We start from the raw sequence: 19,005 nt of genomic DNA on the forward strand, positions 1-19,005 counted from the left end.
TCGGCCCGTTGGCAACGATCCGGGGAGGGCGCGTAGGGTCGCGGCATGCTCGATACGACCCCGCTGGTCACCGTCGTGGACCGATTCGCCGACCGGCTGCGCGCCGCCCCGCAGAGCAGGCTCCAGCACGGAGCGGCCGCCGAAGGGCTGGCCGCGGCCAGGGAATTGGCCGTACGGGCCCAGCGCATCGAGGCACCGGGCCGCGAGCCCCGCATCATGCCGGACGCGGGGATGTTCGCGGTCGGCGACCAGGTCGCGGTCGCCGGCCGGGACCTGGCGGTGGCATTGGAAAGGGCCCCGTCCGTCGAACTGGACGAGGCCGTGCGATTCGTCGAGGAAGCGACCGCCCGGGCTTTCGCGTAGCGGCCGTCCCGTACGGGAGGTCGCGGCATCGGCCGACGACGGCCGCTGCGCGGGAACCGGGGGGCCCGCAGGTCAGAGCGAGGCGATGACGCGGTCGGCGAGAATGTAGACGTTCTCCCTGCCGCAGGAGAAGGTCAGCGCGTACGCGCCGGAGACGCCGGAACCGCCCAGCAGTACCGGGTGCTCACCCGCCAGCAGCGCCTCGGCGAGCCGCTCGGCCGTCTCGCGGTGGCCGGGGGTCATACAGAGCGTGGTGCCATCGGCGAAGACATAGACATCGAGTGTGCCGAGCGGGCCGGGACGGACGTCGGAGAGCTCGGTCCGGCTGTCGGCGAGCTCCTCCAGCCGGCTCACGGTGCGCTCGTGGTCGGTGACGACCGGAGTCTGCACCGGTACGAAGTCGGGGTGCGAGGGGTGACGGCGACGGGCCGCCGCCAGCTCGGGGGAGTCCTCGGCGAACTCCACGGTCTCCGGAAACTCGGTTGTGTCGGCCGACTCGGCCAGTTCCGTCAGCTCCTCGAGCGCTTCGGTGGCGTCGAGGTCCATCGCCTCGAGGCCCGCGAAGTCCGCCTGGCGCGGCATGAAGAACGGCGCGTCCTCGCCGATCCCGGACAGACCGCCCAGCAGGGACGGGGCGTCCGCGGCGTCGCGCGCTTCCTGGGAGGCCCAGAACGCCCGCGCCTCGGCGAGCTCGCGCTCACGCTCCTCGGCGAGTGCCTCGGCCACGGCCGCACGTATCTCGGCGGCGGGGGTGGCGGTGCTGCGGACCTGCTGGGGCACCGCGGCGGTGTGGGCCTGGCCGGCAGCCAGCTCCATCCGCAGGGCCATGACCTGCTTGCGCAGCCCGTGAGCAGCGTGCAGAGCAGCAGCGCCCACAGCCGTGGCAGCGGCGGCGGTCAGCAACAGGGCAAGAGGCATGGCGCTCACTGACATACTCCCGGTTTCAATCGATCCCCCGACTTCCTACATCAGCTTGTCCTCTACCTGCGCCCGGTGTCAGTGCATTACGTCACGAATTGGACAGGTCTTTGTGCCTGAGGTTTACCCCTGATGTGGGTGTGACCTGCGAAAATGGCTCTCCCCCAGGAGATAGGTCACATCCTGGGGGAGATTCGGTCACGGTCGGGGCTCGGAACCGGCCGGCTCTTCGGCTCGGGACACCCGCTCAGTAGGAACGGGCCGCCGCCTCAGTTCAGCCGCTGGGGCCTGTGGTCGCGTTCGCTTCGCTTCCGCTGCGGGCAGGTGCCGCCCTCGTTCCTCGGGCGCCCCCTCCCCTCCGCTGCAGCTCAGCTCAGCCGCTGGGGCCTGTGGTCGCGTTCGCTTCGCTTCCGCTGCGGGCAGGTGCCGCCCTCGTTCCTCGGGCGCCCCCTACCCTCCGCTGCAGCTCAGCTCAGCCGCTCGATGACCATCGCCATGCCCTGGCCGCCGCCCACGCACATGGTCTCCAGACCGAACTGCTTGTCGTGGAACTGCAGGCTGTTGATCAGCGTGCCGGTGATCCGGGCGCCGGTCATGCCGAAGGGGTGGCCGACGGCGATGGCGCCACCGTTGACGTTGACCTTCTCCAGCGGCAGCCCGAGGTCGCGGTAGGAGGGGATCACCTGGGCGGCGAACGCCTCGTTGATCTCGGCCAGGTCGATGTCGTCGACGGTGAGGCCGGCACGCTTCAGCGCCTGCTTGCTCGCCTCCACCGGTCCGTACCCCATGATCTCGGGGGAGAGGCCGGAGACGCCGGTCGAGACGATCCGGGCCAGCGGGGTCAGACCCAGCTCGCGCGCCTTGGTGTCGGACATGATCACGAGCGCGGCGGCACCGTCGTTGAGCGGGCAGCAGTTGCCTGCGGTGACCAGGCCGTCGGGGCGGAAGGCCGGCTTCAGACCCTGCACACCCTCCAGGGTGACGCCCGCGCGCGGGCCGTCGTCCCGCGACACGACGGTGCCGTCGGGGGTCGTCACCGGGGTGATCTCGCGCGCCCAGAAGCCGTTCTTGATGGCCTCCTCGGCGAGGTTCTGCGACCGCACGCCGAACTCGTCCATGTCCTGACGGGTGACGCCCTTGAGCCGGGCCAGGTTCTCGGCGGTCTGCCCCATCGCGATGTACGCGTCCGGGACGAGGCCGTCCTCGCGCGGGTCGTGCCAGCCCGCGCCGGTCTCCTCGGCGCGGGCGGCGGTACGCGCCTCCGCCTCGGCGAAGAGCGGGTTGTGTGTGTCCGGCAGGGTGTCCGAGTTGCCCTTCACGAAGCGGGACACCATCTCGACACCGGCGGAGATGAAGACATCGCCCTCGCCCGCCTTGATGGCGTGCAGCGCCATGCGGCTGGTCTGCAGCGAGGACGAGCAGTAGCGGGTGACCGTGCAGCCGGGAAGGTGGTCCATGCCCATTTGCACGGCGATGATGCGGCCCAGGTTGTTGCCCTGCTCGCCGCCGGGGAGGCCGCAGCCGAGCATCAGGTCGTCGATGTCCTTCGGGTCCAGCTCGGGGACCTTGGCCAGCGCGGTCTGGATGATCGTGGCGGTCAGGTCGTCCGCCCGCAGGTCCTTCAGCGACCCCTTGAAGGCCCGGCCGATGGGGGAACGGGCAGCAGAGACGATCACGGCTTCGGGCATCACGCGGCTCCATGAGGGCTGGAAGGCTGTCTGGGCTGAGCAGAACCGGGCGGGAGGCACGGCAGGCTGAGCAGGACGCAGTGGGACTGTCTGGGAAGTTACCCGTACGTATCGCCGAGGTCACCCGGCAGGCTGTGTGATGCGGGCCTCTTTTCTAAGCGACCGCTCAGGCGGTGCGGGGCGCCGGGTCCGTGCCCGTGTCCCCGCCTGCGCGAGGGTCCCTGTCCAACGGCACGTCCGGGCGCTTCCCGTCCAGGTGCTGGATCTCCGGGGGCTGGACCTCCGGCTGCCGGCCGTCCAGGTGCTCAGTATCCGAGTGTTGTACAGCCGGCTCCGGGTGCGGCTCCGTGGCCGCGGGCAGACGCCGGCGCCTGCGGTGCTTGAGGAGAGCCCACGGTGCCCGCGCCCCCGTGACCTCCGTACCGGCCTCCTGGGCCGCCTGGGACGCCGCCTTGGCCACCGGCAGCATGTCCTCACGCCGCGACCCGTCGAGCCGGTCGGACTCCGGCCACAGGCCCAGCACGGCGCACAGGGTCGGCAGCAGCGCCATCGCCGCCGTCGCGTACCCCTCGGCCGACGGGTGGTAGTTGTCCGGGCCGAACAACTCGCGCGGATTCGCCTCGAACTCCGGCCCCAGCAGGTCGCCCAGCGATACCGTTCGCCCGCCCTGCTCCACCGATCCGATCGTCTGCGCCGCCGCCAGCTGACGGCTCGCCCGCCGGGCCAGCCAGCGCAGCGGCTGGTAGACCGGCTCGATCGTGCCCAGATCCGGGCAGGTTCCGACGACCACCTCCGCACCCGCCGTACGGAGCCTGCGCACGGCGGTGGTCAGATACCGCACCGACTGGGTGGCGGGCATCCGGTGTGTCACATCGTTCGCCCCGATCATGACCACACAGACGTCCGGCGGACGGGATGTGTCGGCCAGCAAGAGCGAGACCTGCCGCTCCAGATCGTCCGACCGGGCCCCCGGCTGCGCGACGTTCCGCAGATCCACCGGCCGCTCCGACACCGCCGCGAGCCCCGAGGCGAGCAGCGCCCCCGGCGTCTGTCCGGCCCTGTGCACCCCCTGGCCGGCCGCCGTCGAGTCACCGAGCAGCCCGAGCCGCAGCGGCTCCGCAGGCCCGGTGAACGCCACCCCGTACCGCCCGTCCGCACTGGGCGGAACCGGCGCGATACCGCCTCCCACGTGCCGCTTCGCCAGCTGGACCTCCGCCAGCAGCACGCCTGCCGCCGCCGCGCCGAGCAGCCCGATGCTGCCGCCGCCGTAGGCCGCGCCCGCCGCGATCCGCCGTGCCACCCTTGCTCTTGACACAGTCCGGTCCACCTCCTCGTTGCCGTACCGCCGTACTTACAGCTAACTGCCCCGTAACGACCGTCGCCCAATCGCTTCGCCCAATCTCACGCCCGTACGCATACCCTGGCGGCACCATCTCGGAGACCCCGGAGTAACACGGTGCAATTTCACGATTCGATGATCAGTCTCGTTGGCAATACCCCGCTGGTGAGGCTGCGCAGTGTCACGGCCGGCATCCAGGCGACGGTGCTGGCCAAGGTCGAGTACTTCAACCCCGGCGGTTCGGTGAAGGACCGGATCGCCCTGCGGATGATCGAGGCCGCGGAGGAGAGCGGCGAGCTCAAGCCCGGCGGCACGATCGTCGAGCCGACGAGCGGCAATACGGGTGTCGGCCTGGCCATCGTCGCCCAGCAGAAGGGCTACAAGTGCATCTTCGTCTGCCCGGACAAGGTGTCCACGGACAAGATCAATGTGCTGCGCGCCTACGGTGCGGAGGTCGTCGTCTGCCCGACGGCCGTTGACCCCGAGCACCCGGACTCCTACTACAACGTCTCGGACCGGCTGGTCCGGGAGACGCCGGGTGCGTGGAAGCCCGACCAGTACTCGAACCCGAACAACCCGCGCTCGCACTACGAGACCACCGGCCCCGAGCTGTGGGAGCAGACGGACGGCAGGATCACTCACTTCGTGGCGGGCGTGGGAACCGGTGGCACGATCACCGGCACCGGCCGCTATCTGAAGGAGGTCAGCGACGGCTCGGTCAAGATCGTCGGCGCGGACCCGGAGGGCTCGGTCTACTCCGGCGGTTCCGGTCGTCCGTACCTGGTCGAGGGCGTCGGAGAGGACTTCTGGCCGACCGCGTACGACCGGACGGTCACGGACGAGATCGTCGCCGTGTCCGACAAGGACTCCTTCCAGATGACCCGGCGGCTCGCCAAGGAGGAGGGGCTGCTCGTCGGCGGCTCCTGCGGCATGGCGGTCGTGGCGGCCCTGGAGGTCGCGCAGCGCCTCGGACCGGACGACGTGGTCGTCGTGCTCCTCCCGGACAGCGGCCGCGGCTACCTGAGCAAGATCTTCAACGACGAGTGGATGGCCGACTACGGCTTCCTGGACGACACGGGTACGTCCGCCCGCGTCGGCGACGTGCTCGACTACAAGGACGGTCCGCTGCCGACGCTCGTCCACATGCACCCGGAGGAGACCGTCGGGGAGGCGATCGACGTCCTGCGCGAGTACGGCGTCTCGCAGATGCCGATCGTGAAGCCGGGCGCCGGCCACCCGGACGTGATGGCCGCCGAGGTCATCGGTTCGGTCGTGGAGCGGGAACTGCTGAACGCACTGTTCGCGCAGCGCGCCTCGCTCACCGACCCGCTGGAGAAGCACATGTCGCCGCCGCTGCCGCAGGTCGGCTCCGGCGAACCGGTCGAGGACCTGATGTCGGTGCTCGGCGGCGCGGGCGGTGCCGACGCGGCGATCGTGCTGGTGGAAGGCAAGCCGAAGGGCGTCGTGAGCAGGCAGGACCTGCTGGCGTTCCTGGCGAGGGACGCGGGCCCGAAGCAGTAGGGAGCGATTCGGGGCTTCGCGAGAACGGTACGAGCACGACACGTACGCGCAGCACCGGCTTAACACGGCTCCGGCACATTGGTGGGTGCCGGCAGGGAAACCCGTCGGCACCCGAGACGGCGACGCGGACTACGGAGCGGCTCCCGGACCTCCACTGTCGCCAGGACGCGCGCCCCCGGCCCTGACCGGACCCGCGTCCTTCGCGGGGACCGCCGTCGTCCCGGCCTCTGGGAAACCAGGGGTGCGGCGGTCCCCGCGACATACCTCTTGTGCGCGTCCACCAGGCCGAGGGCGGCTCATCCGGCGGGCGCGGCCACCCGGCTCGCCGGCAGCGCGATCCGCTTCGCTCAGTCCTCCCAGTCGGACTTCGTGCGCTCCTCCGCGCGCCGGAACAACGGCCGGCTACGGGCGGCCTGGGCGACATTTACCCCGACGATCCCCAGCCAGGCCACGACGAGCCCGTTGGTCCCGGCGTTCGTGACCGCGATCGCGGACAGCGGGATGGCCAGGACCAAGGAGATGACCCCGAGCCCGAACCGCTCACCGAAGTTCCCCACCGGCGGCTGTGGCGCCCGGGCCCCCCGGGCCACCACAGTCTGCTGTTCGGCGAGATGCCGCCGCACCCGCCGGTCGAGCGTGACGTCGAGACGCTGGTCGACCTTCTCCAGGAACGAGTCGATGAGCGCGGACTCGTACTCCGGCCCCAGTTCACTGCGGGCCTGCAGGGCGGCATTGAGCTCACTCTTGAGCTCCGGGTCGCGGGCTTCCATGTCTCTACAGTACGAAGCGGAGGGGCCCGGGGCAGTGGGGCTAACCCCCCTCTTCGAAGGGCCGAGCCGCTCAGCAGGTGTGGATGCGGGGCGGGCCGTAGGCGGCGATCGCCGACGCGACGACGATCGCGAGCAACGGCACAGTGGCCGGCCGGGTTCAGGCCGCCGGGACCCGGTCCGTCGGCATGATGGTGGCGGCCGGGACGTGGGTGGTGTCGCGCCGGGCGAGCAGCCAGTACAGCAGGGCCGGTACGAGGAGGCCGATCATCCAGGAGATGTCCGCGCCGCCCAGCGGCTCCACCAGCGGGCCGGTGTAGAAGGTCGTCGCCAGGAAGGGCAGCTGGGCGACGATGCCGATGGCATAGACCGTCAGTGCGTCCCACCGCCAGGCGCCGTAGCGGCCGTCCGGGTCGGACAGGGCCGGGATGTCGTAGCGCTCACGCGATATCAGGTAGTAGTCGACGAGGTTGATCGCCGACCACGGGGTGAAGAAGGTCAGCAGGAACAGCAGGAAGTCCTTGAACGAGGCGAGGAAGGTGTCCTTGCCGAGCAGGGCGACCGCCGTGCCCGCGATCATGATCACGGCGATGTATGCGGAGCGGCCGCGCTGCGACAGCGCCCGCTGCCCGCGGAAGCCGCTGATTCCGGTCACCATCGACATGAAACCGCCGTAGGTGTTCAGCACGTTGATGGTCAGCTTGCCGAGCGCGATCACGAAGTAGAGCAGCGAGGCGATCAGCCCGGTGCCGCCCAGCGAGACGACATAGCTGACCTGGTCGTTGAGGAACGCCTCGCCTGCGGATGCCGCGACCAGCACGCCGAAGGCCATGGACCACTGGGAGCCGAGCGTCGTGCCGGCCAGCGTCCACCAGAAGGTGGCGCGGGAGCTCGTACGGCGCGGCAGGTAGCGCGAGTAGTCGGCGACGTAGGGCCCGAACGCCAGCTGCCAGGACGCCGCGATCGACACCGCGAGCAGGAACATCGGCAGGTCGAAGGCGCGGTCGGCGAGGGCGGCGCCGAGATCGATCCGGTCCAGCAACCGGATACCGAGGTAGATGAAGGCCAGCGCGCAGACCACACTGGCGACCCGGCCGAGGACGTGGACGACCCGGTAGCCGATCGCCGCCATCAGTGCGGTGATCGCGGCGAAGACGAGGATGCCGGGGGTCTGCCCGAGGTGGGTGAGCTCGCCGACCGCCTGGCCGGCCAGCACGCTGCCGCTGGCGAAGAAGCCGACGTACATCACGACGACCAGGAGCAGCGGCACGACCGCGCCCCGCACCCCGAACTGTGCCCGGCTGGAGATCATCTGGGGCAGGCCCAGCCTGGGACCCTGCGCCGAGTGCAGCGACATCACCGCTCCGCCGAGCAGATTGCCCACCAGCAGGCCGATCAGGGACCAGAAGGCGCCGCCGCCGAAGATGACGGCGAGTGCGCCGCTGACCACCGCGGTGATCTGGAGGTTTGCTCCGAGCCAGAGCGTGAACTGGGAGAAAGCGGTGCCGTGCCGTTCGTCGTCCGGTACGACGTCGATCGAGCGGCGCTCGACGAGGGAGTCGGCCATGGGGGGTTGCTCCTTTTCTCTTGCTTCTCTGCCAGGCCGTGCGCCGCGGCCCAGTCGTGCGCCACGTCCTCCGGGTCCTTCTTGTCCCTGTCCATCAGACGGTTCAGCTCCGTGAGGTCCTCTGTCGTGCGGGTGGCGCCCACGCGGGCCAGTGCCCTGCGGACCGTGGAGTCCGCCGCGCGGTCCGCGATCAGGGGGACCACATGCCGGCCGGGGATCAGGTTCTTGAGGGCGGTGGCGTCTGATTCGAGGATGCTTCGGCCGCTGAGCGTGATCGTCCCGGAGCCCGGATCGATCACCGGTTGATCATTCGGAGAGAGTGGTGGTCCTGCCGCGGTTGGACGAACCGACCAGAACGGTGATGCCGCCCTCCTGCACGGTGAGGCTGAGCTCATGAACTGCTGTTGTGCCGTTCGGGAAGTGCTTGTTCACTGCGTCGGATGTGATCACCAGCCGTCCCTTGCCCCGACTGCATATAGTCATGCAGGGTTCTCGTTGACTGAATGGATTGTCAATGCCTCGGGGTAAATCGCTGGGGACAGAAGCCCGAAAGGCAGGATTGGGTGTCCGAATGAGGAGCATCTGCGCATAATGTCGTCCCACATGATGGACTCCTCGCTCTTCGGTGGATGGGCCACGGGCCGCGCCGCCTCCATCGTCGAGCTCGACGGAGAGGCCCTTCCCGTCGCCGTTGTCATCAACGAGGAGGTCCCGGCCGAGGCTGCCGACCGCGGGCTGCGGTTGCTGCGCAGCCCCGCCGGGGCCATCGGCGAGCCGCTGCCGGTCGGGCGGGTGTTCGAGCCGGCCGATTCGCTCCTTGAAGGGGAGTTCGCAGACCGGCCGCTCAACGATGATGTGAAGGCCGCGGCAGGGGAGCGGCTCGACCGCTGCACGGACCTGTGGAACACCGATCGCACCAGCACCAGCACTAGGGGGACAGCATGAACGGGAGCAGCCCGGCCGCGCGGTTGCAGCAGCTCTTCGAGGGGCACCGGCTCACGCCCACGCAGCGGCGGATCGCGCATTCGATGGTGCGCAGGGCCGGGGACGTCCCGTTCCTGTCGAGTGTGGAGCTCGCCGAGCTCGCCGGGGTCAGCCAGCCGTCCGTCACCCGGTTCGCCGTCGCGCTCGGGTTCGACGGATATCCGGCGCTGCGCAGGTATCTGCGGGAGGTCGCGCCCGGCCCCGTCGAGGGAGGTGCGGGCACCGCCGCCGACACGTACAACGAGTACCAGCAGGCCGTCCGTGCCGAGATCGAGAACCTGCAGCACCTCGCCGAACTCCTCGCCGACCCCACTCCGGTCGAGCGGGCGGGGCGGCTGCTCGCCGCGTCGCGTCCGCTGCCGGTGCTCGGGCTGCGCGCCGCCTCCTCGCAGGCGCGGGGCTTCGGCTATTTCGCCGCCAAGGTCCACCCGGACGTGCGAGTGCTCGACGAGGGCGGCAGCATGCTGCACGACCGGATCGACGCCGCGCGCCGGGCGGGGGCGAGCGCGCTGGTCTGCTTCGCGCTGCCGCGCCATCCCAAGGAGGTCGTGGACGCGCTCGCGTACGCCCAGGAGCAGGGGCTGGCCGTGGTGTCGGTCGCCGATTCGGCGTTTGCCCCGGTGGCCAAACACAGCGACCTGCTGATTCCCGCGGCCGTCGGCACCGGACTCGCCTTCGACACGGCATGCGCGCCGATGCTGCTGGGGCGGGTACTGCTGGAGGCGATGTGCGACGACCTGCCGGACGCGCAGGCGCGGCTGGAGGAGTTCGACGCGCGGGCGGCGGCGCGCGGGCTGTTCGCGGAATGAGGGCGTGACGCACGGAATGTGCCTGCCGGGCCGCCCGGCGGGGTGAGTGCCCGGGGGGCTGTCGAGGGCATCCGGGGATCGGGCGGACGGTCGTGCCGACGCCGGGGCTGAGGCCGGGCGGGCTGCGGTCGGCGTCCGGACCGTGATCGATTCCGGCACTGGCGGACCCGGAAATCCGCCGGCCGGGAACGGTGCCACGGAGGCGAGTCCGCCTGCGCCGGGGGCGGGGGCGGGGGCGGCCGGGCGGGTGTCCGGTGCTGAGGGAAGTCCGGCCGGTGGTCGCCATTCCTCGCCGATTCTCAGACACCGCTCAGATACGGTCGTTAATCTGCGCCCCGAGATTCAGCATCGATGGCTGTCGAGAGGGGTACGGACGTGGGGCGCGGAGCGCAGTCGCTGGCGAGGGTGGCGGTGGTCGTACGGGCCGGAGCCGTACCCCTGTGGTGGCTGGGGCTGCTCGCCGCCGCCGTCAGTGCGCTCGTCCCGGGGCTCACCGGCCGTCGGATCGGACTGCTTGCCGGAGCCGCGCTCTTCCTGCTCACCGCGGTTGTGGTGGCGTTCGCGCGCGGGCGCAGGTATGCGGAGCTGGAGAGGGCCGCCACCCGTGCCGGGCGGACGGATTTCCTCCAGGACCGGGCCGTGACCGTACGCAACTGGCGGCGTGGGCGCCGGTGGTGGCTGCTGGGCGGGTTTCTCGTGGCGATCGCCGGCGGATTCCTGCTGCCCGGCGCCGGTGGGCTGATGCTCGCGGGTGCGGGGGCCGGTCTCTGGGCCAAGTCCGTCCGGATCGGGCAGCGGGAGCGGAAGGGCGACGTCCTGTACTGGGTGCGGACCGACTGGGTGGAGAAGGGACGGCCGGCGGGCAAGCGGGTCGCGGCGTACCGGACGACCGGGCCGGTGGCGGGCGACGCCGCGCCCGGCGGGGCGCGGCGTCGCTGAGGGCGTCCCGCGGAGGTCAGACCTCCAGTTCGGCCTCGATCCGCTTCAGCTGGTGGCGGGCCATTGCCAGGTTGGCGCGGCCGCTGTCCAGCACCAGGTAGAGGAAGAGGCCGTTGTTGCCGCGCGTCTTGAGCAGCCGGATCAGGTGGTACTGGGCGCCGAGGGTGATCAGGATGTCCTCGATCTCGTCCTTGATGCCGAGATGTTCCATGGTGCGGAGTTTGGCGCGTACGACATCCGTGTTGCCCGCGGCAGCGACCTCCAGGTTGAAGTCCTTGCCGCCGCCGAGGGTGCCCAGTGCCATGCCGCTGGTGTAGTCGACGAGTGCGACACCGACGGTGCCCTCGATGGACGTCATTGCTTCCTTGAGCGACGCTTCGGTGTTGGCCATGAGTGCTCGTTTCCTTTCCTTGCCGGCCGAGGTGACCGGCTCCGTCTTCTGGCGTTCCTGGTGCTACTTCTGGCGTTCCTGGTGCTGCGTGCGGTGTGGGAGGGGGCCGGGGGGTGGGGTCCGTGGGCGCGGCGCATGCGGCGGCGGTGCGGGTTGGGCGGTGCGTTTCAGCGCGGAGTCGACCAGTTCGCCGATCCGGGTGCCCGCCCGGCGGCCTTCCAGGTGGAGTCGGCCGACGTTGATCCGGTCCTCGGCCAGGAGTGTGAGGACAGCGGAGGATCCCGCCGCGTACGTGGCGATGTAGCCGGTCTCGCCACGTACGAGCAGTTCGCGGAAGCCGCCCCGGCCGGTCGCCTCCGCCATCCGGAGCGCGACGCCGAGCGCGGACGCGGTGAGCGCGGCCACGCCCTCCGCCTCGATTCCCGGGGTGTCCTGCGCCAGGACGAGGCCGTCGGTGCTGGCCGCCAGCGCGCCCGTGAGGAGCGGCACCCGGACCCGTAGCCGCTGGAGTTCGTCCAGGACGTCCTGGACTTCGGCCTCGGGAACCATCAGCTGTCTCCTCCCGGCACGCTGTCTGAGCGCGCGTATCACAGGGCCTCCAATGCGTCTCTGAGCCGGCGCAGCAGGGCGACGTCGGGGTCGGCCGTGACCTCGGGAAGTGTGATCCGGCCGGGAGCGGGGGCGGACGGGGCCGCCGTCTGCCGGACCGCTTCGACCAGTCCGGCGGCCGTGAGCCGCCGAAGGTCGACGAGGATGTGGAACGCCGAGCGGCCCAGGTGCTGGGCGATGTCGGATGCCGTACGTGCTCCGTCCACCAGGTCGAGTACACGGCGCCGGCGCGACGGGACGGGGGCGTCGACGGGATGGGCCGCCCGGGCGAGCGGGGCGGTGTCGGTCACCGCGTCGGGCCAGATCCGGTCCAGCAGGTCCCGGCGCCGGAGCGTCTCGCGCTGCACGGCATCGACGGGGACGGGATGCACGGGGCCGATCCAGTGCGAGACCCCGTAACGGAACCGGGCCGGGGTCCGGGTGGGGGAGAGGGCGAAGAAGGCGGCGTCGTACAGCGCGCTCAAGTGGCAGAGCTCCAGTGCGCCGCCGGGCACCCGCCCGCTGTCCACCAGGTAGCGGCCGACCCGCTGCCCGGCGCCCGCCCGGGCGACCGCGTCCCACCAGCCGTCGCGGTGCAGGGCGCCGCTCGCGGTGAGCAGGATGTCGAGGCCGGGTGTCGACGGGCTCTCGGCGTGCACGACCTGGCCGTCGGCGAGGTAGAGCGTGCCGCGGTCGCGCATCAGGGCCCCGGTGGCACGCTCGGCGGCGAGACGCTGGAGCATGGGGGAGAGGGCGGAGGCTGCTCTCGCGGGGAAGGTTCTCGCGGGAGGCGTTCCCTCGGGCGCGGCGGCTCTCATGCCAGGACCAGCCGCTCCGCCATCTCGCCCAGCCTCATCCGGGCCAGCGCCAGGTTGCCGTCGGAGCGGTCGAGCCACAGATGCAGGAAGACGCTGCTGTCGAAAGCCGTCTCGACGAATCGGATGATGTGGTAGCCGGCGCGGGTGGTGACGATGACGTCTTCCACCGGCGGCGCGGCGCCCGTCGCGGTGGCGTCGTTCCCGCCCGGGCCTGTTAAGGGTTCCGGGACGGAGAGGGTGAACACGGGCTGCTCCGCCGCCATACGCGCCACCTCGGCCGTCTCGGCGGCGGTCGCCTCGTGATCGCCGTTGGGTGAGTCGCCGACGGTGCCTAGGGCGAGACCACTCGTCCAGTCGACCACCGCGGCGCCGCGGGCACCGGGCAGCCTCATGACTTCGAGCAGGCACTCGTCGATTCCGGGCACGCGGACTCCCTCCCGACCCGATGTGCGGCTGTGACCCAGAGGTTACGCAACGTGCCCGCCCCGGGTGGGAGTTCTGGCATTTTCCCTTGGTACATGCGGAAGGCGACCGGAAACGGTCGGACCCGCTGCCGCCCCTGTCATGTTCTGTCCGCGTTCGGTGCTGCATCCCGCCTTCAAGGGCAGGTCTTTCGGGTGCGCCTGTTGACTATAAGTATTCAGAGAAGCAGGATGTGAATAGAAGCAACGCAGTCGCGAGGAGGCCATTGCCATGTCAGGACCCCGCCCCGTACGGGCACCGCGCGGTACCGAACTGAGCGCCCTGGGATGGCAGCAGGAAGCCGCCCTCCGCATGCTGCAGAACAATCTCGACCCCGAGGTCGCCGAGCACCCCGACAAGCTCGTCGTCTACGGCGGCACGGGCAAGGCGGCACGCGACTGGCGTTCGTTCGACGCGATGGTGCGCACGCTGCAGACGCTCAAGCAGGACGAGACGATGCTCGTCCAGTCCGGGCGCCCGGTCGGTGTCATGCAGACCCACGAGTGGGCGCCGCGCGTCCTGATCGCCAACTCCAACCTGGTGGGCGACTGGGCGAACTGGGAGGAGTTCCGCCGCCTGGAGGCGCTCGGACTCACCATGTACGGCCAGATGACGGCCGGCTCGTGGATCTACATCGGTACGCAGGGAATCCTGCAGGGCACGTACGAGACGTTCGCCGCCGTCGCCGCCAAGAAGTTCAACGGGACGCTGGCCGGGACGATCACCCTGACTGCCGGACTCGGCGGCATGGGCGGCGCCCAGCCGCTCGCCGTGACCATGAACGACGGCGTGGCGATCTGTATCGACTGCGACCCGCGCGCCATCGAGCGCCGCATCGAGCACCGCTACCTCGATGTGCGCGCCGACTCCCTGGAGCACGCGCTCCAGCTCGCCACCGAGGCGCGCGACGCGCGCAAGCCGCTCTCCATCGGGCTGCTCGGCAACGCGGCGGAGCTGCTGCCCCGGATGCTCGCCGAGGGCGCCCCGATCGACATCGTCACCGACCAGACCAGCGCGCACGACCCGCTCGCGTACCTCCCGATCGGCGTCGACTTCGACGACATGGCCTCGTACGCCGCTGAGAAGCCCGCCGACTTCACGCAGCGGGCACGCGAGGCGATGGCCAAGCACGTCGAGGCGATGGTCGGCTTCATGGACGCCGGGGCCGAGGTCTTCGACTACGGCAACTCGATCCGCGGCGAGGCCCAGCTCGCGGGCTACGACCGGGCATTCGACTTCCCCGGGTTCGTCCCCGCGTACATCCGGCCGCTGTTCTGCGAGGGCAAGGGCCCGTTCCGCTGGGCCGCGCTGTCCGGCGAGGCGTCGGACATCCACAAGACCGACAAGGCGATGCTCGAACTCTTCCCGGAGAACGAGTCGCTGCACCGGTGGATCAAGATGGCCGGCGAGCGCGTTCACTTCCAGGGGCTGCCCGCCCGGATCTGCTGGCTCGGCTACGGCGAGCGCGACCGCGCCGGTGAGCGGTTCAACGACATGGTGGCCTCTGGCGAACTGGCCGCACCGCTGGCGATCGGCCGCGACCACCTGGACTGCGGGTCGGTGGCGTCCCCGTACCGCGAGACCGAGGCGATGCTCGACGGGTCCGACGCGATCGCGGACTGGCCGCTGCTGAACGCCATGGTCAACGTGGCGTCCGGCGCCTCCTGGGTCTCCATCCACCACGGCGGCGGCGTCGGGATGGGGCGCTCCATCCACGCCGGTCAGGTGACCGTGGCCGACGGTACGAAGCTGGCCGGCGAGAAGATCCGCCGCGTGCTGACGAACGACCCGGGGATGGGGGTCATCCGGCACGTCGACGCGGGGTACGACATCGCGGAGTCCGTTGCCGCGGACAAGGGCGTGCGGATTCCCATGACGGAGGGGCAGTGAGCCTTCCGGGCGGAAGCGGTTCCGTGGGCGCCGAGAGTTTCCCGGCGCCCGCCCTCCTCCACGGTCCGCAGGGACCGGGAGGGGCCGGGCAGCCGTCCTTCCAGGCCATGTGGAAGGAACTTGCCCCCATCGGGCGCCACCTCGAGAGCGGTGGGTACCGGCGGTACGCCTGGACTGGTGCCGATGCCGACTGCCGGGTCTGGTTCCGGGAGCAGGCCGAAGCGCGTGGGCTCGGGTACGAGGTCGACCGGAACGGCAATCAGTGGGCCTGGTTCGGGGATCCGCTCGGTGACGACGCCGTCGTCACCGGGTCGCACCTCGACTCCGTGCCCGACGGCGGTGCGTTCGACGGGCCGCTCGGCGTGGTCTCCTCCTTCGCAGCGCTCGACGAACTCCGCCGCAGAGGAGCCGAGTTCACCCGGCCGTTCGCCATCACCAACTTCGGTGACGAGGAAGGGGCCCGGTTCGGTCTCGCCTGCGTCGGGTCCCGGCTCGCCGCCGGGCAGCTGACCGTCGAGAAGGCGCACCGGCTTCGCGACGGCGACGGCATCACACTGCCGCAGGCCATGGAGGCGGCCGGGTACGACCCCGACGCCATCGGCCCGGACCCCGAACGGCTGGCCCGCATCGGCGCGTTCGTCGAGCTCCATGTCGAGCAGGGGCGCTCCCTCGACCTCACCGGCGACCCGGTCGGTATCGCCTCCGCGATCTGGCCGCACGGCCGCTGGCGGTTCGACTTCCGGGGCGAGGCCAACCACGCGGGGACCACCCGGCTCGTCGACCGGCGCGACCCGATGCTCACGTACGCCGAGACCGTGCTGGCCGCCCGCCGCGAGGCGGAGTTCACCGGCGCTCTCGCTACCTTCGGGAAGATCGCCGTCGAGCCGAACGGCGTCAACGCCATCCCCTCCGTCGTCCGTGGCTGGCTCGATTCGCGCGCCGCCGACCAGGACACCCTTGACGCCGTCGTCACCGGCATCGAGCGGGCCGCCCGGGAGCACGCCGAGCGTGCGGGCATCGATCTCGATGTCGTACGGGAGTCCTTCACGCCCGTCGTGGAGTTCCAGCATGCCCTGCGTGACGAACTCGGCAAGATCCTGACCGGCCGGGGCGGCGACGCGGGCCGCGCCGTGCCCGTCCTCGGCACCGGCGCCGGACATGACGCGGGTATTTTGTCCGCTTCGGTCCCTACCGCCATGCTGTTCGTACGGAACCCCACCGGGATCTCGCACTCGCCGGCCGAGTACGCCGCCGAGGACGACTGCACCGCCGGGGTGATCGCACTCGCCGATGTACTGGAAGGTCTCGCGTGCAGCTGACAACGACACCGACGGGCGCGCGCCCCACCGCCACGTTCTGGATGTCCCACGCCTGGCTCGGCACCCATGTCGAGCCGGGCGTCGCCCTGGTCGTCGCCGACGGGCGGATCGCCGGGATCCGCACCGGCGTCGACGCCCCGCCGCCGGGCGCCACCGTGCTGCGCGGGCTCACGGTGCCCGGTCTCGCCAACACCCACTCGCACGCCTTCCACCGCGCCCTGCGCTCCACCGTCCAGGTGGGCTCCGGCACCTTCTGGACCTGGCGCGAGCTCATGTACCAGGTCGCGTCCCGGCTCACCCCCGATACGTACTACGACCTGGCGCGTGCCGTGTACGCCGAGATGGCGCTGGCAGGCATCACCGCGGTGGGTGAGTTCCACTATCTGCACCACGCACCCGGCGGAGCCCCGTACACCAATCCCAACGCGATGGGCGAAGCCCTGATCGCCGCCGCCGGCGCGGCCGGGATCCGGATCACCTTGCTGGACACGGCCTATCTCGCCGCCGGATTCGGGCAGCGGGCCGGCCAGTACCGGGAGCCCGACCAGCACCAGCTGCGTTTCTCCGACACCACCGCGGACGCCTGGGCCGAACGCGCCTCCCTGCTCAAGGGAAGCGACCACGCCCTGATCGGCGCGGCCGTCCACTCCGTACGCGCGGTGCCCGCCGGCCAGCTCGCGACCGTGGCGAAGTGGGCCGAGGAGCGGCAGGCGCCCCTCCATGTCCATCTCTCCGAACAGACCGCGGAGAACGACGCCTGCCAGGCCGCCCACGGCTGTTCCCCCACCCGGCTCCTCGCCGACCACGGGGTACTCGGCCCGCGCACCACCGGCATCCACAACACCCACCTCAGCAGTGAGGACATCGCGCTGCTCGGCGTCTCGGCCACGGGCACCTGCATGTGCCCCACGACCGAACGCGACCTCGCCGACGGCATCGGACCCGCCGTCGCCCTGCAGCGCGCCGGCTCGCCGCTCTCTCTCGGGAGCGACAGCCACGCCGTGATCGACCTCTTCGAAGAGGCCCGCGCGATGGAGCTCAACGAGCGTCTGCGCACCCGTACCCGCGGCCACTGGACGGCAGCCGCGCTGCTGCGCGCCGCCACCGTCGACGGGCACGCAGCCCTCGGCCGGTCCGACGCGGGCACCCTGGAACCGGGCGCGCTCGCCGACTTCACCACCGTCGCCCTGGACTCCGTCAGAACAGCGGGACCGGTGCCCCGACTGGCCGCCGAAGCAGTCGTATTCGCCGCCTCCGCAGCCGATGTGCGTCATACGGTCGTGGCAGGCCGGCACATCGTCCGCGACGGGCAGCACACGCTCGTCGAGGACGTCCCCGCAGCACTCGCCTCGGCCATCGCCGTCCTGCACGGCTGACCCCGGACCCTCGCAAGGAGAGCAGTCCCCCGATGACGACGACCGCCATCACCAACATCGCCAGTCTGGTCACCAACGACCCCTCCCTCGGTGACGGTTCCCCCCTGGGCCTGATCCTGGACGCGGCCGTCGTCATCGAGGGCGACCGGGTCGTCTGGACCGGTGAATCAAGCAAAGCACCCGCCACTGACAACGCCGTCGACGCGGGCGGCCGCGCGGTGATCCCGGGTTTCGTCGACTCCCACTCCCACCTCCTGTTCGCGGGCGACCGCACCGAGGAGTTCAACGCCCGGATGTCCGGCCGCGCCTACAGCGCGGGCGGCATCAGGACCACGGTCGCCGCCACCCGCGCCGCCACCGACGACGAACTCTCCGCCAACGTCGCCCGATACCTCGCCGAGGGCCTGCGCCAGGGCACCACCACCTTCGAGACCAAGTCCGGCTACGGCCTCACCGTCGAGGACGAGGCCCGCGCCCTGCGCATCGCCGCCCAGCACACCGAAGAGGTCACCTACCTCGGCGCCCACATCGTCTCCCCGGACTACGCCGACGACCCGGCCGGCTACGTCGACCTGGTCACCGGGCCGATGCTCGACGCCTGTGCCCCGTACGCCCGTTGGGTCGACGTCTTCTGCGAGAAGGGCGCCTTCGACGGCGACCAGGCCCGCGCGATCCTGACCGCGGGCATCGCGAAGGGCCTGCACCCCCGCGTCCACGCCAACCAGCTCGGCCACGGCCCCGGCGTCCAGCTCGCCGTGGAACTCGGTGCCGCCTCCGCCGACCACTGCACCCACCTCACCGACGCCGACGTCGACGCCCTGGCACAGGGCACCACCGTCGCCACCCTGCTCCCCGGCGCCGAGTTCTCCACCCGCGCCGCCTGGCCGGATGCCCGCCGCCTGCTCGACGCGGGCGTCACCGTGGCCCTCTCCACGGACTGCAACCCAGGCTCGTCGTTCACGTCCTCCGTGCCCTTCTGCATCGCGCTCGCCGTACGCGACATGGGCATGACGCCGGACGAGGCCCTCTGGTCCGCCACCGCGGGCGGCGCCGCGGCCCTGCGCCGTACGGACATCGGCCGCATCGCCCCCGGCGCCCGCGCCGATCTGGTGCTCCTGGACGCGCCCAGCCACGTCCACCTGGCCTACCGGCCGGGCGTGCCGCTGGTCCACACGGTCTGGCAGCGCGGCGAACGCGTCGTCTGACCCGCACAGCACGACGCGAACGCGCCGCCCGGCACGGTGCCGGGCGGCGCGTCATGTCACA

At 71.1% G+C, this 19,005-nt stretch carries 19 protein-coding genes and 1 pseudogene; 9 read left to right on the forward strand and 11 right to left on the reverse strand.

Going from position 1 to position 19,005, the window contains the following annotated elements:
• The first annotated feature begins 45 nt into the window (after positions 1-45).
• Positions 46-363 (forward strand): hypothetical protein, encoded by a 318-nt coding sequence (locus tag ACNPQM_RS03370; protein ID WP_358859159.1) that lies wholly within the window; start codon positions 46-48, stop codon positions 361-363.
• A 72-nt stretch (positions 364-435) separates the two neighbouring features.
• Here ACNPQM_RS03370 and ACNPQM_RS03375 read toward each other — a convergent pair whose 3' ends face one another.
• The 3 genes from ACNPQM_RS03375 to ACNPQM_RS03385 form a co-directional block, all read right to left on the reverse strand.
• A complete protein-coding gene (locus ACNPQM_RS03375; protein ID WP_358859160.1) occupies positions 436-1,296 on the reverse strand; it encodes a hypothetical protein in 861 nt (286 codons plus the stop codon).
• A 452-nt stretch (positions 1,297-1,748) separates the two neighbouring features.
• Positions 1,749-2,969 (reverse strand): acetyl-CoA C-acetyltransferase, encoded by a 1,221-nt coding sequence (locus tag ACNPQM_RS03380; protein WP_418082792.1) that lies wholly within the window; start codon positions 2,967-2,969, stop codon positions 1,749-1,751.
• Between the two features lie 166 nt (positions 2,970-3,135).
• On the reverse strand, positions 3,136-4,269 hold the full coding sequence (locus ACNPQM_RS03385; protein ID WP_418082793.1) for an SGNH/GDSL hydrolase family protein: 1,134 nt from the start codon (positions 4,267-4,269) through the stop codon (positions 3,136-3,138).
• A gap of 156 nt (positions 4,270-4,425) precedes the next feature.
• Here ACNPQM_RS03385 and ACNPQM_RS03390 point away from each other — a divergent pair, with 156 nt between their 5' ends.
• Positions 4,426-5,829 carry a cystathionine beta-synthase gene (locus ACNPQM_RS03390; protein WP_358859162.1) on the forward strand — a complete coding sequence of 468 codons (1,404 nt, stop codon included), beginning with the start codon at positions 4,426-4,428 and terminating at the stop codon, positions 5,827-5,829.
• 347 nt (positions 5,830-6,176) lie between these two features.
• Here ACNPQM_RS03390 and ACNPQM_RS03395 read toward each other — a convergent pair whose 3' ends face one another.
• From ACNPQM_RS03395 to ACNPQM_RS03410, 4 genes and pseudogenes are all read right to left on the reverse strand, one after another.
• On the reverse strand, positions 6,177-6,599 hold the full coding sequence (locus tag ACNPQM_RS03395) for a hypothetical protein (protein WP_358859163.1): 423 nt from the start codon (positions 6,597-6,599) through the stop codon (positions 6,177-6,179).
• A gap of 157 nt (positions 6,600-6,756) precedes the next feature.
• On the reverse strand, positions 6,757-8,163 hold the full coding sequence (locus tag ACNPQM_RS03400) for a purine-cytosine permease family protein (protein WP_418082794.1): 1,407 nt from the start codon (positions 8,161-8,163) through the stop codon (positions 6,757-6,759).
• A 32-nt stretch (positions 8,164-8,195) separates the two neighbouring features.
• A pseudogene (locus ACNPQM_RS03405) lies at positions 8,196-8,390 on the reverse strand (glycine betaine ABC transporter substrate-binding protein); the annotation flags it as partial.
• 79 nt (positions 8,391-8,469) lie between these two features.
• Positions 8,470-8,646 (reverse strand): hypothetical protein, encoded by a 177-nt coding sequence (locus tag ACNPQM_RS03410; RefSeq protein ID WP_418082795.1) that lies wholly within the window; start codon positions 8,644-8,646, stop codon positions 8,470-8,472.
• Positions 8,647-8,754: 108 nt separating this feature from the next.
• On the opposite strand from ACNPQM_RS03410, the gene ACNPQM_RS03415 reads away from it, so the two are divergent.
• The 3 genes from ACNPQM_RS03415 (at position 8,755) to ACNPQM_RS03425 (ending at position 10,895) form a co-directional block, all read left to right on the forward strand.
• Complete coding sequence (locus ACNPQM_RS03415) at positions 8,755-9,108, forward strand: hypothetical protein (protein ID WP_418082796.1); 354 nt, start codon at positions 8,755-8,757, stop codon at positions 9,106-9,108.
• On the forward strand, positions 9,105-9,956 hold the full coding sequence (locus ACNPQM_RS03420; protein ID WP_418082797.1) for a MurR/RpiR family transcriptional regulator: 852 nt from the start codon (positions 9,105-9,107) through the stop codon (positions 9,954-9,956). Before ACNPQM_RS03415 ends, ACNPQM_RS03420 begins: the two co-directional genes overlap by 4 nt.
• 351 nt (positions 9,957-10,307) lie before the next feature.
• Positions 10,308-10,895 (forward strand): hypothetical protein, encoded by a 588-nt coding sequence (locus ACNPQM_RS03425; protein ID WP_358859168.1) that lies wholly within the window; start codon positions 10,308-10,310, stop codon positions 10,893-10,895.
• Between the two features lie 16 nt (positions 10,896-10,911).
• Here ACNPQM_RS03425 and ACNPQM_RS03430 read toward each other — a convergent pair whose 3' ends face one another.
• The 4 genes from ACNPQM_RS03430 to ACNPQM_RS03445 form a co-directional block, all read right to left on the reverse strand.
• The gene (locus tag ACNPQM_RS03430) at positions 10,912-11,286 is read right to left on the reverse strand and encodes a hypothetical protein (protein ID WP_418082798.1); all 375 of its coding nucleotides are present in this window, start codon (positions 11,284-11,286) and stop codon (positions 10,912-10,914) included.
• Positions 11,287-11,349: 63 nt separating this feature from the next.
• Positions 11,350-11,835, reverse strand: a complete 486-nt coding sequence (locus tag ACNPQM_RS03435) for a roadblock/LC7 domain-containing protein (RefSeq protein WP_358859170.1) — start codon at positions 11,833-11,835, stop codon at positions 11,350-11,352.
• Positions 11,836-11,873: 38 nt separating this feature from the next.
• Positions 11,874-12,617, reverse strand: coding sequence for a transcriptional regulator (locus ACNPQM_RS03440; protein ID WP_418082799.1), 744 nt, complete (start codon positions 12,615-12,617; stop codon positions 11,874-11,876).
• Between the two features lie 71 nt (positions 12,618-12,688).
• Entirely contained in the window at positions 12,689-13,117 is a 429-nt protein-coding gene (locus ACNPQM_RS03445) for a hypothetical protein (protein ID WP_358859172.1), read from the reverse strand.
• 268 nt (positions 13,118-13,385) lie between these two features.
• On the opposite strand from ACNPQM_RS03445, the gene hutU reads away from it, so the two are divergent.
• The 4 genes from hutU to hutI all read left to right on the forward strand — a co-directional run bounded on the left by hutU (position 13,386) and on the right by hutI (position 18,944).
• Complete coding sequence (gene hutU / locus ACNPQM_RS03450; RefSeq protein WP_398953090.1) at positions 13,386-15,044, forward strand: urocanate hydratase; 1,659 nt, start codon at positions 13,386-13,388, stop codon at positions 15,042-15,044.
• Between the two features lie 107 nt (positions 15,045-15,151).
• Positions 15,152-16,363 carry an allantoate amidohydrolase gene (locus ACNPQM_RS03455; protein WP_358859217.1) on the forward strand — a complete coding sequence of 404 codons (1,212 nt, stop codon included), beginning with the start codon at positions 15,152-15,154 and terminating at the stop codon, positions 16,361-16,363.
• Positions 16,354-17,739 carry a formimidoylglutamate deiminase gene (locus ACNPQM_RS03460; protein ID WP_418082800.1) on the forward strand — a complete coding sequence of 462 codons (1,386 nt, stop codon included), beginning with the start codon at positions 16,354-16,356 and terminating at the stop codon, positions 17,737-17,739. The genes ACNPQM_RS03455 and ACNPQM_RS03460 overlap by 10 nt, the downstream gene beginning before the upstream one ends.
• A 32-nt stretch (positions 17,740-17,771) precedes the next feature.
• Entirely contained in the window at positions 17,772-18,944 is a 1,173-nt protein-coding gene (gene hutI, locus ACNPQM_RS03465; RefSeq protein WP_418082801.1) for an imidazolonepropionase, read from the forward strand.
• Positions 18,945-19,005 lie beyond the last annotated feature (61 nt).

The sequence above is a fragment of the Streptomyces sp. NPDC056231 genome, assembly GCF_048270745.1.
GTDB lineage: Bacteria > Actinomycetota > Actinomycetes > Streptomycetales > Streptomycetaceae > Streptomyces.

What these genes read in the sequence shown, in the direction of transcription:
- ACNPQM_RS03420 (WP_418082797.1), top strand. Translation starts at nt 9,105, where the DNA reads ATGAACGGGAGCAGCCCGGCCGCGCGGTTGCAGCAGCTCTTCGAGGGG.
- ACNPQM_RS03380 (WP_418082792.1), bottom strand. Translation starts at nt 2,969, where the DNA reads ATGCCCGAAGCCGTGATCGTCTCTGCTGCCCGTTCCCCCATCGGCCGG.
- ACNPQM_RS03455 (WP_358859217.1), top strand. Translation starts at nt 15,152, where the DNA reads ATGTGGAAGGAACTTGCCCCCATCGGGCGCCACCTCGAGAGCGGTGGG.
- hutI (WP_418082801.1), top strand. Translation starts at nt 17,772, where the DNA reads ATGACGACGACCGCCATCACCAACATCGCCAGTCTGGTCACCAACGAC.
- ACNPQM_RS03430 (WP_418082798.1), bottom strand. Translation starts at nt 11,286, where the DNA reads ATGGCCAACACCGAAGCGTCGCTCAAGGAAGCAATGACGTCCATCGAG.
- ACNPQM_RS03440 (WP_418082799.1), bottom strand. Translation starts at nt 12,617, where the DNA reads ATGCTCCAGCGTCTCGCCGCCGAGCGTGCCACCGGGGCCCTGATGCGC.
- ACNPQM_RS03415 (WP_418082796.1), top strand. Translation starts at nt 8,755, where the DNA reads ATGTCGTCCCACATGATGGACTCCTCGCTCTTCGGTGGATGGGCCACG.
- ACNPQM_RS03375 (WP_358859160.1), bottom strand. Translation starts at nt 1,296, where the DNA reads ATGTCAGTGAGCGCCATGCCTCTTGCCCTGTTGCTGACCGCCGCCGCT.
- ACNPQM_RS03395 (WP_358859163.1), bottom strand. Translation starts at nt 6,599, where the DNA reads ATGGAAGCCCGCGACCCGGAGCTCAAGAGTGAGCTCAATGCCGCCCTG.
- ACNPQM_RS03425 (WP_358859168.1), top strand. Translation starts at nt 10,308, where the DNA reads ATGGCTGTCGAGAGGGGTACGGACGTGGGGCGCGGAGCGCAGTCGCTG.
- ACNPQM_RS03435 (WP_358859170.1), bottom strand. Translation starts at nt 11,835, where the DNA reads ATGGTTCCCGAGGCCGAAGTCCAGGACGTCCTGGACGAACTCCAGCGG.
- ACNPQM_RS03410 (WP_418082795.1), bottom strand. Translation starts at nt 8,646, where the DNA reads ATGACTATATGCAGTCGGGGCAAGGGACGGCTGGTGATCACATCCGAC.
- ACNPQM_RS03370 (WP_358859159.1), top strand. Translation starts at nt 46, where the DNA reads ATGCTCGATACGACCCCGCTGGTCACCGTCGTGGACCGATTCGCCGAC.
- hutU (WP_398953090.1), top strand. Translation starts at nt 13,386, where the DNA reads ATGTCAGGACCCCGCCCCGTACGGGCACCGCGCGGTACCGAACTGAGC.
- ACNPQM_RS03400 (WP_418082794.1), bottom strand. Translation starts at nt 8,163, where the DNA reads ATGGCCGACTCCCTCGTCGAGCGCCGCTCGATCGACGTCGTACCGGAC.